We start from the raw sequence: 14,046 nt of genomic DNA, 5'->3' as shown, positions 1-14,046 counted from the left end.
ACTTCTTATGAGTACCCCCATGAATATCAAAGGTGCGCTGAATCGCGTGGTCAATCAGCTGGACCTGACCACTGAAGAGATGAGCGACGTCATGCGCGAAATCATGACCGGGCAATGCACCGAAGCGCAGATCGGCTCTTTTCTGATGGGCATGCGCATGAAGAGCGAAACCATCGACGAGATTGTCGGTGCGGTTTCGGTCATGCGCGAGCTGGCCGACAAGGTCGAACTGAAAACCCTTGATGGCGTTGTCGACATCGTCGGCACTGGTGGCGACGGCGCGAATATTTTCAACGTGTCCACCGCGTCGGCATTTGTTATTGCCGCCGCTGGCTGCACGGTGGCCAAGCACGGCAACCGTGCCGTTTCCGGCAAAAGTGGCAGTGCCGATTTGCTGGAAGCGGCGGGTGTATACCTCAATCTGACGCCTGTTCAGGTGGCTCGATGCATTGACAGCGTCGGTATCGGCTTCATGTTCGCGCAGTCTCATCACCGCGCCATGAAACACACTGCCGGCCCTCGCCGGGAGTTGGGGCTGCGTACATTGTTCAATATGCTTGGCCCGCTGACGAACCCGGCCGGCGTGCGTCATCAAATCGTCGGCGTGTTCAATCAGGCGCTATGCCGCCCGCTGGCCGAGGTGCTGTTGCGTCTGGGCAGCAAGCACGTACTGGTGGTGCATTCGCAGGATGGGCTGGACGAGTTCAGTCTGGCCGCGCCCACCTTCGTAGCCGAATTGAAGAATGGCGAAGTGACAGAGTACTGGGTTCAGCCTGAAGATCTGGGCATCAAGAGTCAGAGTCTTTATGGCCTTGCAGTGGAAAGCCCCGCCGCTTCCCTGGAACTGATTCGTGATGCGCTGGGCCGTCGCAAGACCGAGAACGGGCAGAAAGCTGCGGAGATGATCGTGCTCAATGCCGGTGCTGCGCTTTATGCCGCTGACCACGCCACAAGTCTGAAAGAGGGTGTGGCACTGGCGCACGATGCTTTGCACACCGGTCTGGCTCGGGAAAAACTGGAAGAGTTGGGTGCTTTCACGGCTGTATTCAAACAGGAGAACGAAGGATGAGCTTGCCCACTGTACTGGAAAAAATTCTTGATCGAAAAGCTGATGAAATCTCTGCCCGTCGTGCGGTCGTTAGCCTGACTGACCTCGAGCAAGAGATCGCGAAGGCTGATGCACCCCGTGGTTTTGCCAATGCGCTGATCACCCAGGCCAGGCTGAAGCAGCCCGCCGTCATTGCGGAAATCAAGAAGGCGTCGCCGAGCAAGGGCGTTATCCGGGAAAACTTTCTGCCCGCCGATATTGCCAGAAGCTATCAAGCGGGGGGCGCGACCTGTTTGTCCGTATTGACCGATGTTGATTTCTTTCAGGGCTCCGATGCCTACCTGCAACAGGCGCGCGCAGCCTGCAATTTGCCGGTTATCCGCAAGGATTTCATGATTGACCCGTATCAGGTGTACGAGGCGCGAGCCATTGGTGCGGACTGTATTCTGCTGATCGTATCGGCACTGGACGACGGGCGTATGGCTGAGCTGGCTGCCGTCGCCAAGAGTGTCGGGCTGGACGTGCTGGTTGAAGTGCATGACGGCGCCGAACTGGATCGCGCGCTCAAGGTGCTCGATACGCCGCTGGTGGGGGTCAACAATCGCAACCTCCACACTTTCGAGGTCAGCCTCGAAACCACGCTGGATCTGCTGCACCGTATCCCGCAGGATCGTCTGCTTGTCACTGAAAGCGGCATTCTCAACCGCGCGGATGTCGAGTTGATGGAAATCAACAGTATTTATTCATTCCTGGTGGGCGAAGCCTTCATGCGTGCCGTCCATCCGGGCGATGAACTGCAGCGGCTGTTCTTTCCTGAGCGCAAATCAGTCGTGAGTGGTTCTTCCACCCATTAACCGCATCTACTGCGCGCGCTGAGGGCTGGCATGCAAGACTCGATCATCGACATCTGTGTCGAACAAGGCTTGCAAGCCGAGCAGGAGCTATTGGCTAGCGTGTGTGCAGGCGAGGCAGACCACGGTTTGCTGCTCTGGCGACCCACCGATCAAGCGCTGGTGATACCGCGACGCATGAGCCGCCTCCCAGGTTTTATCGAAGCCAGCGAGACAATGACGGATAACGGCTGGCCTGTTCTGTTGCGCGAAACCGGTGGTGAGCCGGTTCCGCAGTCTTGCGCCACTGTCAATATCGCACTGGTCTATGCCCAGCCTGCGGCGGACTCTGATCGGGATCGCATCGAAACTGCTTATCTGCGCCTGTGCCAGCCGATTCTCGACCTGCTGCTCGCATTGGGCGGTCAGGCTTCGCTGGGTGAAGTGGCCGGCGCCTTCTGCGACGGTCGTTTCAACGTCAATCTAGATGGTCGAAAAATGGTCGGCACGGCTCAGCGCTGGCGCCAGAGTCAGGGCGGAACACGTCCCGTTGTGTTGGCTCACGGTGCGTTGCTGCTGGATGACCAGCGCGCGCAGATGGTGGCAGCAGTCAATCGTTTCAATGAACTATGTGAGCTTGATCAGCGTGTACGTGCCGAGAGTCACATTGCCCTGCACGAAGCGTTTCCCGATGCGCAGGTTCTCGAGCATCTGGCACAGCGTTACCGGCGCATGCTGGCCGAGCTCTGATCGCCAGCGCATCAGCGTGTGCCGTAGACCACCATGGTTTTGCCTTTGACGTTGACCAGGCTTTGTTCTTCCAGAGCCTTCAGCACGCGGCCGACCATCTCCCTCGAACAGCCCACGATGCGGCCGATCTCCTGGCGGGTGATCTTGATCTGCATGCCGTCCGGATGGGTCATGGCGTCTGGCTGTTTGCACAAGTCCAGCAACGTGCGCGCCACGCGTCCGGTCACGTCGAGAAACGCCAGGTCACCCACCTTGCGCGTGGTGTTGCGCAGGCGTTCGGCCATCTGGCTGCCGAGTGCGTAGAGAATTTCCGGATCCTGCCTGACTAGCTCGCGGAAGGTGTCGTAGGAGATTTCGGCGACCTCGCACTCGGTCTTGGCTCGTACCCATGCACTGCGCACGGATTCACGCCCCGGTTGCTCGAACAGACCCAACTCGCCGAAGAAATCGCCGTTGTTCAGATAGGCAACTATCATTTCCCTGCGCTCGTCATCCTCAATCAGCACAGTGACCGAGCCTTTGAGAATCAGAAACAACGACTCGGAATGATCGCCTGCGTTGATGATGTTGCTTTTCGCTGCATAGCGACGACGTTCCGCATGAGCGAGTAGCTTGTCCAGCCTGCTGGCTTGAGGTGTAAAGGTTATTGCGACCATGCGGTACTTCCGAAATAGAGACTATGGCCAAATGGCATACCTATAGGTATCGGCTGCACCTGGGTTCTCAGCAGCTTTTCAAGGCGTAACGGGTGCTATTTGCGAATGTTCCTACACGTTTCCTGCAAAAAGCATTTTTTCTGAGTGTTCGGTCAGGGTTTGGCGCTGTGCTAAGCTTGCGTCCCCCTTTTTTACAATGCAGTTTTAGAATGGAGTCCTGGCGATGAAGGCACGCATCCAATGGGCCGGCGAGTCCATGTTTCTCGGAGAGTCCGGCAGCGGTCATGTAGTGGTAATGGACGGTCCGCCTGAAAGCGGTGGGCGCAATCTGGGTGTTCGGCCAATGGAAATGGTGCTGTTGGGCCTGGGCGGCTGCAGCAGCTTTGACGTGGTCAGCATCCTCAAGAAGTCGCGTCAGCCTGTCGAAAGCTGCGAAGCCTTTCTTGAAGCCGAGCGCGCAGACGAAGAGCCGAAAATATTCACAAAAATTCATCTGCACTTCGTTGTGAAGGGCCGCGGGCTCAAGGAGACTCAGGTCAAGCGTGCCATTGAGCTGTCTGCAGAGAAGTATTGCTCGGCCTCGATCATGCTCGTAAACGGGGGTGTAAAGATCACTCACGATTATGAAATTGTCGAACTGGGCTGAACGTCAGACATCCAACGATCATAAAAACGGCGCACACTCTGGCAGACGGCTTCGGACGTCTGCATAATGCGCCACTTTTTCAGGGCGCAGCGTGCATTGGTTTTTCTGCTGGCAGCCCGAACAGATAACCAAAATCGCCAACGCGAAGAGGTGTTAACCGTCCTACGCAGATGAGCCGGGCTCACCTGACGGGCATGCTTGATCACGCGGCTGGCGCCGCACCCATATAGAGAGTTTTTAACGGTGAAAAGCAAACTCAAGCTCCACGGGTTCAATAACCTGACAAAGACCTTGAGCTTCAACATTTATGACATCTGCTATGCGGAAACCCCGCAAGACCAGCAGGCGTATGTCGAGTACATCAACAGTGTGTACGACGCAGAACGCCTCACGCGGATTCTGACTGATGTTGTCGATATCATTGGTGCCAACATCCTGAACATTGCGCGTCAGGATTACGATCCACAAGGTGCCAGTGTGACCATTCTGATCTCCGAGCAGCCGGTGACGCCTACCGAAAGCCAGATCGAAGAGTCGCCAGGTCCATTGCCGGAAACTATCCTGGCGCACCTGGACAAGAGCCACATCACGGTTCACACCTACCCTGAAATTCACCCGGTAGATGGCATTGCCACGTTCCGGGTGGATATCGACGTGTCGACCTGTGGCGTCATTTCACCGCTAAAGGCGCTGAATTATCTGATTCACAAGTTCGAGTCGGACATCGTGACCGTCGATTATCGCGTGCGCGGCTTTACCCGCGACGTGGAAGGCAAGAAGCACTTCATCGATCACGAAATCAACTCGATCCAGAACTACCTGTCCGAAGACACACGCAACGGTTACCAGATGACCGACGTGAACGTGTATCAGGAAAACCTGTTCCACACCAAGATGCTGCTCAAGCAGTTCGAACTGGATAACTACCTGTTCGGCGACGCTACCAGCAACCTGTCTGTCGAGCAGCGCGAGCAAGTGACAGCGAAGGTCAAACACGAAATGCTGGAAATCTTTTACGGCCGTAACGTAGCCGTATAAGCCGGATTTCGGAAATGAAAAAGGCGCCTCTTGCAGGCGCCTTTTTTCGTGGGGCTTTGGTCAGATGCGATAAGTCGACTTGGTCATGACCTTGGCCAGCACACTCATGCCGAACTTGACCGGGGCAGGGAAGCGGAAGCCGCCTGCCTCCAAGGCAGATTCGGCGTGGTGTTCTTCATCGCTGAGCATCTGTTCAAGAATCGCCCGGGACTTGCCGTCTTCGCTCGGCAGTTGGACCAGGTGCTCGCTCAAGTGCTTGCAAACCTGATCCTCTGTCGCCGCCACAAAGCCCAGGCTGACCCGGTCACTGATAATGCCGGCTACTGCGCCCATGCCGAATGACAGGCTGTAGAACAGCGGGTTCAGCACGCTGGTGTGGCTGCCAAGTTGACGAATGCGCTGCTCGCACCAGACCAGGTGATCGATCTCTTCTTCGGCGGCGTGCTCCATCGCCTTGCGTACCTTGGGCAACTTTGCGGTCAGCGCCTGACCCTGATACAGCGCCTGGGCACAGACTTCTCCGGTGTGGTTGATACGCATGAGGCCCGCCACGTGACGCGTGTCGACGTCACTCATCTTGTGGTCTGGCTGGACGACTGCGGGAGAAGGGCGTCGGGCGTGAGCGCTGGACGGCAGCAATGTGCGCATTGCGCTATCGGCTTGAAGTAACAGACGGTCGAGTGGGGAGTATTGACGTTCGGTAGCCATGGGCACCTCCGGAAGATCATGCGGGCAGTTTACCCCAATCAGCCGGAGGTGGCAGGGCCTGTCTCGTGTGGTCAGCGATCATCTGCTTCGCTGGTCGCGATCATGCCTGCAAACGCTGGATCAACCCGGAGGCCAATTCATCTGACGCTGACCCAGCACGTGCATATGAATGTGATAAACGGTCTGTCCGCCCAGCTCGTTGCAGTTCATTACCACCCGAAAGCCTTCTTCGCAGCCCAGCTCGATGGCCAGACGCTGCGCAGTGAACAGGATATGTCCTGCCAGGCTTTTGTCCTCTTCGGTTAGATCGCTCAGGGTGCGAATGGGTTTTTTCGGGATAACCAGAAAATGCACAGGTGCCTGAGGGGCAATGTCGTGAAAGGCCAGAACCTGATCATCTTCGTAGATGATCTTTGCCGGAATTTCCCGGTTGATGATCTTGGTAAACAAAGTTTCCACAGCCGTTGCTCCTTGTCGGTTGATGGGCGTAGCAGGGTATTGCCATGCAGCAACGAGCCCGAGTGTACTGAGCGAGGTACGAGTAGCCCAGTCGTTTGTCGTCAGCGCGGGCAGAATTTCTTGTTGATGTAGCCGCTGATCTGCCGCGCCAGCCAGCGCGAAACCAGGCGCGGGCTGAGCGTCCAGAACCTGTTGCTGAAACCTGGAATGATGACTGCACGGTTTTTTCCCAGCGCACGCACGGTGTACAGCGCAACTTCTTCAGGGCTCATCAGGTTGTCGACGTTCACCTGTAGCTGCGCGGTGCGGAAAAAAGCCGTTCTGGTTGGCCCCGGGCACAATACCGAGACCTTGACCCCGGCCTTCTTCACCTCTTCGCGCAGCCCTTCGGAGAAGTGCAGCACGTAGGCCTTGCTCGCGTAGTAGGTGCTCATCCACGGCCCAGGCTGGAAAGCCGCCACCGAAGCGACATTGAGTATTTGCCCACCGCCCTGAATAGCCATGAGGTTGCCAACGGTATGGCACAGGCGCGTGAGGGCCAGAATATTAAGGTCGATCAGGTCTTGTTCGGCGCCCCAGTCCTGCGCCAGAAAGGGGCCGCAAGTACCAATGCCGGCGGCATTGACCAGCAAGTCGATCTGATGCGCGCCGTCTTCCAGCTCCAGCAGAAAACCTGACAGTCTTAGCGGCTCGCCCAGGTCGCATGCGCGAAACAGTACTTCGACGCCAAAGCGCTGGGTCAGCTCCAGAGCAATCGTTTCCAGAAGATCGCGTTGGCGTGCGACCAGGATCAAGCTGCGACCACGGCGTGCCAGCGCCTCGGCCATCGCCAGGCCTATACCGCTGGAAGCACCGGTGATCAGGGCGTAACGGGTCATGCATTTCTCCATTGAGCGTGTTGCGCCCGGCGTTGCGCCGAACCGTGGGCCGTCTGTTACTGGCTGCTGTTGTCTTTGGGCTCTTGGTAGACATCCGCCGGCGCCGTCAAGGCACTGTCCTTGTCCTCTTCATCGTCGTAGGGCAGGGATTGCTCATACTCATCGGTCTGCAGCGCCAGTTCCGCCTGAGCGAGTTTGCCGATGCTGTAATAGATACTGGCCACCGAAATAATCGGGATCATGACAATCCAGATAATGCCCAGCACCTTGACGCCCCGCGTGTTGGGCGGCGGCGGCGGACCAAACTGATTTGGGCCTCGTGTGCCGGGCAGCAGCATCATCAGGAAGGGGAACAACGTGCCTACAAAGGGCACCAGATTCAACAGCAAGAGCCAGCCTGACCAGCCAAGATCGTGCAGCCTCTGTACGCCTATCATCACGCCGATTGTCATGAACACCACCACCAGGACCGCGATCAGCAAGCCTCCGCCGACCAGCGACCAGTTCAGGACCATCAGGGCAAGCGCCATCAACGCTACCAGGGTGACGCACTGAACCATGCTCCATGCCAGAAACCGCAGGCGGCCGATGCGCCCGTGAGTGGTGAAGACCTTGAGCGTCGAATGCCCATACTGCTCATTGACGACCTGCGCCTTGGGTGGCGCATACGGAGAGGCGTCCGCGGGCGCCTGTCTGGCGGGCGACCAGGGCGTGGCCTGAGTGGAGACTTCATCGAGATTGAGGCTGATCGCCTCATCGGGCTCGAGATAGGCTTCAACACCCGCGTTTTTCAGAGCGTCGATGTAACGTTCGGCCTCCGCCCGGACCAAGCCGCGTTTGAGCGCTACAGGTTCACCGTTAAACAGCTTTTGAACAGCCGCCGTTTCGCTCTTGAACAGTCCGGCCAGGTTGGCCTGTGCAGTTTCTGGCTCTACGCCGTCACGCACCTTCCCTGCAAACATGATCTTGAAAAGGGTTTCGGTCATACAGGGCTTCCTTGTCTTGAGTTAGGAGCATTCGAGGATTGCTCTGCCCATGCAGAGCGTCCTTTCATGGTCCGAATACGCACGGTGTGATAACCGATCAGAACGGTCGGACGATAACCAGAATGACCACGGCGATCAGGACCAGTACCGGAATTTCATTGAACCAGCGATAAAACACATGGCTGCGGCCATTCTCGCCACGGGCGAAACGCTTGATCTGCGCGCCGCACACATGGTGGTAACCGATCAACAGCACCACCAGCGCCAGCTTCGCGTGCATCCAGCCCTGGCTGAAGTAGCCGCTGGGGTTGAAGCTGATCAACCAGCCGCCGAAAATCAGCGTGGCAATCATTGCTGGCCCCATGATGCCGCGGTACAGCTTGCGTTCCATTACCTCGAAACGCTCACGGCTGACAGCGTCTTCACTCATCGAGTGATAAACGAACAGCCTTGGCAGGTAGAAGAGGCCTGCAAACCAGCAGACCATTGAAATAATGTGCAGCGCTTTGATCCATAGATAGAGCATTTTTAGTTATTCCCAGGTTCACGGTGGCCGAATAGTAGTGTCTTGTGCATCCATACGTCACGTTGTCGGTTGTCGCAGACGCCATAGGCTCCTATTATCGACCGCTTTCCAGTTGTTTCGTTGAGGGCAGGTTATGGTCAAGGTCGGTATCGTCGGCGGCACGGGTTACACCGGTGTCGAGCTGCTGCGTCTGTTGGCACAGCATCCGCAGGCAGAAGTGGTGGTTATTACCTCTCGCTCGGAGGCCGGTCTTCCAGTCGCCGACATGTACCCGAACCTGCGAGGCCATTACGACGGCCTGGCGTTCAGCGTGCCTGACGTTAAAACCCTGGGCGCTTGTGACGTCGTGTTCTTTGCCACGCCTCATGGCGTAGCCCATGCCCTGGCAGGTGAGCTGCTTGCCGCAGGCACCAGGGTCATTGACCTGTCTGCCGACTTCCGTCTGCAGGACTCGGAGGAGTGGGCCAAGTGGTACGGCCAGCCCCATGGTGCGCCGGAGCTGCTGAAGGACGCGGTTTACGGGCTGCCTGAAGTCAATCGCGAGCAGATAAAAAGCGCGCGCCTGATCGCCGTGCCGGGTTGCTATCCGACTGCTACCCAACTGGGCTTCCTGCCGTTGCTTGAAGCAGGCATTGCCGATAACACTCGCCTGATTGCCGACTGCAAATCAGGTGTGAGTGGCGCTGGTCGCGGGTTGAGCATTGGCTCTCTGTACTCCGAGGCCAACGAGAGCTTCAAGGCTTATGCTGTAAAAGGCCACCGTCACTTGCCTGAAATCACTCAGGGCTTGCGCCGCGCCGCAGGTGGGGATGTCGGCCTGACCTTCGTTCCGCACCTGGTGCCGATGATTCGGGGCATTCACTCCACGCTGTATGCGACGGTCACTGATCGCTCCGTAGACCTGCAGGCGCTTTTCGAAAAGCGCTACGCCGACGAGCCTTTCGTGGATGTCATGCCGGCGGGCAGTCATCCAGAGACTCGTAGCGTACGCGGCGCCAACGTTTGCCGTATCGCCGTGCACCGTCCGCAGGGCGGCGATCTGGTTGTGGTGCTTTCGGTCATCGACAATCTGGTCAAGGGTGCGTCGGGTCAGGCGGTTCAGAACATGAACATCATGTTTGGCCTGGATGAGCGTGCAGGGCTGTCCCATGCGGGAATGATGCCTTGAAGGGGTCGCTGAGGCGTTGCCGCGCAAATAGTTGACCGATTTTCTAGGAGAAGCGGATAATGCCGTCATTACGCATTACGACGGCTGATGCCGGGAGATATCTGACATGAGTGTTGAATCCTTCACGCCTACGGCTTTGGAATTCACCCCAAATGCAGCGCACAAGGTGAAAACCCTGGTCGACGAAGAGGGTAATGACCGCCTTAAACTGCGTGTATTCGTTACAGGTGGCGGTTGCTCGGGCTTTCAGTACGGCTTCACGTTTGATGAAGACGTGGCAGACGACGATACAATCGTCGAGCGAGAAGGCGTCAGCCTGGTGGTCGATCCGATGAGTTTCCAGTATCTGGCTGGCGCGGAAGTCGATTATCAGGAAGGGCTTGAGGGTTCGCGATTCGTTATCAAGAACCCGAATGCATCGACTACCTGTGGTTGCGGCTCTTCGTTCTCGATCTGACGGGGCCAGCTGTAACAAAAACGCCGCTCATACGAGCGGCGTTTTGCGTTTTGCTTTCAGGATTCAGGCCGGATAGATTGCGCCGAGAACCCTGCGGCCCTTGGCGCCGGTGACCGTTGGCCGGTTGGCAGGTACGCCTTCAAGGCAGCAATGAGCGAGCCAGGCAAACGCCATCGCCTCTACCCAGTCAGGGTCGACGCCAAACTTCTGAGTGCTGTTGACCTCGGTATCAGGCAACAGCTCGGCGATACGTTGCATCAAGGCCGCGTTGTGCGCGCCGCCACCGCAGACCAGCAGTTGCGTGGTGGTCGCTTGTGCGGATTGCAGGGATTCAGTAATCGTCAGCGCCGTCAGTTCCAGTAGTGTGGCTTGTACATCTTCCGGTGCCAGCGTAGGTAGCTGGAACAGATGATGATGCACCCAGCCCAGATTGAATACTTCCCGGCCTGTGCTTTTAGGGCCCTTGGTCAGGAAGAATTGATCGCTGAGTAGTTTTTTGAGCAGGTCCGGGTTGACCTTGCCGCTCGCGGCCCACGCGCCGTCCTTGTCATAGCTTTCGTGGCGCTGCGACTGTATCCACGCATCGAGCAACACGTTGCCCGGACCGCTGTCGAAACCCTCGACCGGTCGATCAGACTCAATCAGGCTCAGGTTGCTGAAGCCGCCGATATTCAGCACAGCGCGGTGATTTTTGTTGTCATCGAACAGCGCTTCGTGAAAGGCAGGCACCAGCGGTGCGCCCTGACCTCCAGCAGCAATGTCGCGACGACGGAAGTCGCTTACCACTGTTATTTCGGTCAGTTCGGCCAAGAGGGCGGGGTTGCCGATCTGGATGCTGTAGCCGCGAGCAGGCTCGTGCCGAATCGTCTGGCCGTGGCTGCCAATGGCGCGTATCTGACCAGCGACCATGTTCTGCTCTTTAAGCAAAGCCAGAACACCCTCTGCGACCAGGCGGCACCACTTCTGTTCCGCAATGGCTGCGCGAGCGAGCTCATCCGCGCCGCTTGAGCAAAGCGCGAGTAATTCCGCATGCAGGTCTTCCGGCATTGGAATGTAGTGAGTTGCCAGCAGTTTTGATCGGTCATCCTGCTCCAGCAGGGCGATATCAATCCCATCAAGGCTGCTGCCGGACATCACACCTATATAGAAGTAGGCCATGGATTACCTTTTATTCGAGGCCAGCGTGGTGGCCTTTTCCTGATCCATGCGCGCCATCAACGGTTGGCTTTGCTGCATGAACCGCTGTTTTTCGGATTTGGCGATCGGATCCGCCATCGGAAGCTTCTGACCCAATGGGTCTACGTGTACGCCATTGACCTGAAATTCATAGTGCAAGTGCGGGCCAGTCGACAGACCGGTCGTTCCAATATAGCCGATCACTTGGCCTTGCTTGACGGAACTGCCCGTTTGCACGCCTTTGGCGAAGCCCTGCATGTGACCATACAGCGTGCGATAGGTGTCGCCGTGCTGGATAATTACGGTATTGCCGTAGCCCCCGCGACGGCCTGCCAGCAGTACCTTGCCATCGCCTGTGGCCTTGATTGGTGTGCCGCGTGGCGCTGCATAATCGACACCTTTGTGTGCACGGATCTTGTTCAGGATCGGGTGTTTGCGGCCCATCGAGAACATCGAGCTGATGCGGGCGAAATCAACCGGGGTGCGGATGAAAGCCTTGCGCATGCTGTTGCCGTCGGCGGTGTAGTAATTGGTAGTACCTTGCTTGCTGGTGTAGCGAACCGCAGTGTAAGTCTTGCCCCGATTCGTGAAGCGCGCGGCCAGAATGTTGCCGGTGCCGACGCTCTTGCCGTTCACCACTTTCTGCTCGTACACCACGTCAAACTGGTCGCCCTTGCGGATGTCCTGAGCGAAATCGACGTCGTAGCCAAAGATATTGGCCATGTCCATCGTCATGCTATGGGTCAGGCCTGCACGCTGGGCTGACTGGGACAGGGAGCTGTTGATGACGCCGTGTACATAGACATTGCGCACATTGGGCTTGCTGATTTCACGGTTGAACGCAAACCCTGTGGCCGTTTTCGAGAGGCTGATGGTCTCGAGTTCGCTGAGTTTGGTATGCAGCTGCTTGAGCTGGCCGTCCGGCGTAAGCTCGAACTGCAGAGTCTGACCGTTCTGCAGCTTGCTGAATTGCTTGGCCTGTTTGTCGCTGGCCAGGGCTTCATGGACTGCCGCGGCCGGCAGACCAACCTTCTCAAACAGAGTCGAAAGGGTATCGCCTTTACTGACAGTGACTTCCCGGTGAAGCGGATCCTTGGCAACTGGAGCCTGTTTTTCGGCTTCAGCCTGCGCGGTTTCAGTGTCTGGTGCCTGTTCGGCGGCGTTGTCGATTTGAGCGAATGGCGATTCGGTGGTTTCAGGTGTGGCTTGAGTGGCTTCTGGAGCGTCTTGGTCTTGTACGTCCTGATCCGGCATCTCCAGATCAAGGGCAAGGTTCGTTCGTTTGGCTTCCACTTCGCTTGAAGGGAAAACCAGGAGAGCCAGGCTCAACAATGCGGCGATGCCGCTTGCAGCGAGCAGGTGACTCTTCGGATAAAGCGGGGGCGCTTTAGGCGGTGTGTCTTTCATAGGTAATTTGACTTTGAAAAAGGTGAAATGGAAAAGATGAATGACATGATGAAGATGAAATAACTGTATAAAATATAACCAAAACCTGCTCGAAGCAACCCTTGCCGCGTATCAGTCACCGATATGCAGGTGAAGGCTGGGCAAAACTTGTAATTGGGCTCTGATCTTGTAAGGTTGAGCCCCTTTGAATTGGGGGCTGAAATGAAGTCGGTTGAAGAACAGCTGGCGCTTATAAAGCGCGGTGCAGATGAACTCCTGGTCGAGGCCGAGCTGGTCGAAAAGCTCAAGCGTGGTCAGCCACTGCGTATCAAGGCCGGGTTCGACCCGACAGCACCTGATCTGCACCTGGGGCACACCGTCCTTATTAACAAGCTGCGCCAGTTTCAGGATCTGGGGCACCAGGTCATATTTCTGATCGGCGACTTCACCGGCATGATCGGCGACCCTAGCGGCAAAAGTGCCACGCGCCCGCCGCTCACGCGTGAGCAGGTTCTCGATTACGCAGAGACTTACAAATCTCAGGTTTTCAAGATCCTTGACCCCGCGAAGACCGAGGTGGCCTTCAATTCGACGTGGATGGATAAACTCAGCCCGGCTGATTTTATTCGTCTGTCTTCGCAATACACGGTTGCGCGGATGCTTGAGCGTGACGATTTCGACAAGCGCTATAAGAGCAATCAATCCATTGCCATCCACGAGTTTCTTTACCCGCTGGTGCAGGGGTATGACTCGGTAGCCTTGAAGGCTGACGTCGAGCTGGGCGGCACCGATCAGAAATTCAACCTGTTGATGGGGCGTGAGCTTCAGCGTTCGTACGGGCAAGAGCCGCAGTGCATTCTGACCATGCCTTTGCTGGAAGGGCTGGATGGCGTGAAGAAGATGTCCAAGTCTCTGGGCAACTATGTCGGCATTCAGGAAGCGCCAGGCATTATGTACAGCAAGCTGGTATCGATCCCGGATTCATTGATGTGGCGCTACTTTGAGCTGTTGAGCTTTCGCTCCATGGAAGAGATCAATGGTTTCAAAGCCGATTGCGAGGCGGGCGCCAATCCGCGGGACATCAAAATCAAGCTGGCTGAAGAGCTGGTTGCGCGTTTTCATGGAGAAGAAGCGGCAGCCAGTGCGCATCGTTCTGCCGGTAACCGTATGAAGGAAGGCGAGCTGCCGGAAGACCTGCCGGAGATATCGGTAGCTGCCGCTGAGGATATGCCTATCTCGGCCGTCCTTAATAAGGCGGGGCTGGTTAAGAATGCTGCAGTTGCTCGTGATCTGCTGGCGTCCGGCGGCGTACGTATAGATGGTGAAGTGGTAGA

At 57.0% G+C, this 14,046-nt stretch carries 16 protein-coding genes (1 of these 16 only partly in view); 8 read left to right on the top strand and 8 right to left on the bottom strand.

Features of this window, described 5'->3' with window-relative positions; genetic code table 11:
- Positions 1 to 19 precede the first annotated feature (19 nt).
- The 3 genes from trpD to POR16_RS22250 are packed head-to-tail and all read left to right on the top strand — an operon-like array spanning position 20 to position 2,628.
- Positions 20 to 1,069, top strand: coding sequence for an anthranilate phosphoribosyltransferase (trpD, locus tag POR16_RS22260; protein ID WP_005896843.1), 1,050 nt, complete (start codon positions 20 to 22; stop codon positions 1,067 to 1,069).
- Positions 1,066 to 1,902, top strand: a complete 837-nt coding sequence (gene trpC / locus POR16_RS22255; protein WP_005896845.1) for an indole-3-glycerol phosphate synthase TrpC — start codon at positions 1,066 to 1,068, stop codon at positions 1,900 to 1,902. The genes trpD and trpC overlap by 4 nt, the downstream gene beginning before the upstream one ends.
- A gap of 30 nt (positions 1,903 to 1,932) precedes the next feature.
- A complete protein-coding gene (locus tag POR16_RS22250) occupies positions 1,933 to 2,628 on the top strand; it encodes a lipoyl protein ligase domain-containing protein (RefSeq protein WP_005896847.1) in 696 nt (231 codons plus the stop codon).
- An 11-nt stretch (positions 2,629 to 2,639) separates the two neighbouring features.
- Here the strand turns inward: POR16_RS22250 and crp are convergent, their stop codons facing one another.
- The gene (crp, locus tag POR16_RS22245; protein ID WP_024670550.1) at positions 2,640 to 3,284 is read right to left on the bottom strand and encodes a cAMP-activated global transcriptional regulator CRP; all 645 of its coding nucleotides are present in this window, start codon (positions 3,282 to 3,284) and stop codon (positions 2,640 to 2,642) included.
- Positions 3,285 to 3,507: 223 nt separating this feature from the next.
- Here crp and POR16_RS22240 point away from each other — a divergent pair, with 223 nt between their 5' ends.
- Positions 3,508 to 3,930 (top strand): OsmC family protein, encoded by a 423-nt coding sequence (locus POR16_RS22240; RefSeq protein ID WP_005896851.1) that lies wholly within the window; start codon positions 3,508 to 3,510, stop codon positions 3,928 to 3,930.
- A gap of 243 nt (positions 3,931 to 4,173) precedes the next feature.
- Complete coding sequence (speD, locus tag POR16_RS22235) at positions 4,174 to 4,968, top strand: adenosylmethionine decarboxylase (RefSeq protein ID WP_005896853.1); 795 nt, start codon at positions 4,174 to 4,176, stop codon at positions 4,966 to 4,968.
- A 60-nt stretch (positions 4,969 to 5,028) separates the two neighbouring features.
- Here the strand turns inward: speD and coq7 are convergent, their stop codons facing one another.
- The 5 genes from coq7 to hemJ form a co-directional block, all read right to left on the bottom strand.
- A complete protein-coding gene (coq7, locus tag POR16_RS22230; RefSeq protein WP_005896855.1) occupies positions 5,029 to 5,676 on the bottom strand; it encodes a 2-polyprenyl-3-methyl-6-methoxy-1,4-benzoquinone monooxygenase in 648 nt (215 codons plus the stop codon).
- A 120-nt stretch (positions 5,677 to 5,796) separates the two neighbouring features.
- Positions 5,797 to 6,135, bottom strand: a complete 339-nt coding sequence (locus POR16_RS22225; RefSeq protein ID WP_005896857.1) for a histidine triad nucleotide-binding protein — start codon at positions 6,133 to 6,135, stop codon at positions 5,797 to 5,799.
- Positions 6,136 to 6,236: 101 nt separating this feature from the next.
- Complete coding sequence (locus POR16_RS22220; protein ID WP_005896860.1) at positions 6,237 to 7,013, bottom strand: SDR family NAD(P)-dependent oxidoreductase; 777 nt, start codon at positions 7,011 to 7,013, stop codon at positions 6,237 to 6,239.
- Positions 7,014 to 7,069: 56 nt separating this feature from the next.
- The gene (locus tag POR16_RS22215) at positions 7,070 to 7,999 is read right to left on the bottom strand and encodes a DUF805 domain-containing protein (RefSeq protein ID WP_122381155.1); all 930 of its coding nucleotides are present in this window, start codon (positions 7,997 to 7,999) and stop codon (positions 7,070 to 7,072) included.
- A 97-nt stretch (positions 8,000 to 8,096) separates the two neighbouring features.
- A complete protein-coding gene (gene hemJ / locus POR16_RS22210) occupies positions 8,097 to 8,525 on the bottom strand; it encodes a protoporphyrinogen oxidase HemJ (RefSeq protein ID WP_005896864.1) in 429 nt (142 codons plus the stop codon).
- A 133-nt stretch (positions 8,526 to 8,658) separates the two neighbouring features.
- Between hemJ and argC the strand changes: the two genes are divergently transcribed.
- Complete coding sequence (gene argC / locus POR16_RS22205) at positions 8,659 to 9,693, top strand: N-acetyl-gamma-glutamyl-phosphate reductase (RefSeq protein WP_005896868.1); 1,035 nt, start codon at positions 8,659 to 8,661, stop codon at positions 9,691 to 9,693.
- 106 nt (positions 9,694 to 9,799) lie between these two features.
- Positions 9,800 to 10,150: an iron-sulfur cluster insertion protein ErpA gene (erpA, locus tag POR16_RS22200; protein WP_002551953.1), complete on the top strand. Its 351-nt coding sequence runs from the start codon at positions 9,800 to 9,802 to the stop codon at positions 10,148 to 10,150.
- A 63-nt stretch (positions 10,151 to 10,213) separates the two neighbouring features.
- Here erpA and POR16_RS22195 read toward each other — a convergent pair whose 3' ends face one another.
- Positions 10,214 to 11,308: an anhydro-N-acetylmuramic acid kinase gene (locus POR16_RS22195; protein WP_005896872.1), complete on the bottom strand. Its 1,095-nt coding sequence runs from the start codon at positions 11,306 to 11,308 to the stop codon at positions 10,214 to 10,216.
- Between the two features lie 3 nt (positions 11,309 to 11,311).
- Positions 11,312 to 12,733: a peptidoglycan DD-metalloendopeptidase family protein gene (locus tag POR16_RS22190; RefSeq protein WP_005896875.1), complete on the bottom strand. Its 1,422-nt coding sequence runs from the start codon at positions 12,731 to 12,733 to the stop codon at positions 11,312 to 11,314.
- 201 nt (positions 12,734 to 12,934) lie between these two features.
- On the opposite strand from POR16_RS22190, the gene tyrS reads away from it, so the two are divergent.
- Positions 12,935 to 14,046: the 5' portion of a tyrosine--tRNA ligase gene (tyrS, locus tag POR16_RS22180; RefSeq protein WP_005896877.1), read on the top strand. 88 nt of this gene lie beyond the right edge of the window; the window shows 1,112 of its 1,200 coding nt (coding positions 1-1,112); the start codon lies at positions 12,935 to 12,937; the stop codon falls past the right edge of the window.

It is taken from the genome of Pseudomonas coronafaciens pv. oryzae str. 1_6 (assembly GCF_000156995.2).
Taxonomy (GTDB): Bacteria; Pseudomonadota; Gammaproteobacteria; order Pseudomonadales; family Pseudomonadaceae; genus Aquipseudomonas; species Aquipseudomonas tremae.
The sequence above is the reverse complement of the archived record's forward strand: the minus strand, read 5'-3'. Positions and strand labels throughout refer to the sequence as shown.

Excerpts from the sequence above, each read along its gene's own strand:
- trpD (WP_005896843.1), top strand. The coding sequence starts at position 20 with ATGAATATCAAAGGTGCGCTGAATCGCGTGGTCAATCAGCTGGACCTG.
- trpC (WP_005896845.1), top strand. The coding sequence starts at position 1,066 with ATGAGCTTGCCCACTGTACTGGAAAAAATTCTTGATCGAAAAGCTGAT.
- POR16_RS22250 (WP_005896847.1), top strand. The coding sequence starts at position 1,933 with ATGCAAGACTCGATCATCGACATCTGTGTCGAACAAGGCTTGCAAGCC.
- crp (WP_024670550.1), bottom strand. The coding sequence starts at position 3,284 with ATGGTCGCAATAACCTTTACACCTCAAGCCAGCAGGCTGGACAAGCTA.
- POR16_RS22240 (WP_005896851.1), top strand. The coding sequence starts at position 3,508 with ATGAAGGCACGCATCCAATGGGCCGGCGAGTCCATGTTTCTCGGAGAG.
- coq7 (WP_005896855.1), bottom strand. The coding sequence starts at position 5,676 with ATGGCTACCGAACGTCAATACTCCCCACTCGACCGTCTGTTACTTCAA.
- POR16_RS22220 (WP_005896860.1), bottom strand. The coding sequence starts at position 7,013 with ATGACCCGTTACGCCCTGATCACCGGTGCTTCCAGCGGTATAGGCCTG.
- POR16_RS22215 (WP_122381155.1), bottom strand. The coding sequence starts at position 7,999 with ATGACCGAAACCCTTTTCAAGATCATGTTTGCAGGGAAGGTGCGTGAC.
- hemJ (WP_005896864.1), bottom strand. The coding sequence starts at position 8,525 with ATGCTCTATCTATGGATCAAAGCGCTGCACATTATTTCAATGGTCTGC.
- argC (WP_005896868.1), top strand. The coding sequence starts at position 8,659 with ATGGTCAAGGTCGGTATCGTCGGCGGCACGGGTTACACCGGTGTCGAG.
- erpA (WP_002551953.1), top strand. The coding sequence starts at position 9,800 with ATGAGTGTTGAATCCTTCACGCCTACGGCTTTGGAATTCACCCCAAAT.
- POR16_RS22195 (WP_005896872.1), bottom strand. The coding sequence starts at position 11,308 with ATGGCCTACTTCTATATAGGTGTGATGTCCGGCAGCAGCCTTGATGGG.
- POR16_RS22190 (WP_005896875.1), bottom strand. The coding sequence starts at position 12,733 with ATGAAAGACACACCGCCTAAAGCGCCCCCGCTTTATCCGAAGAGTCAC.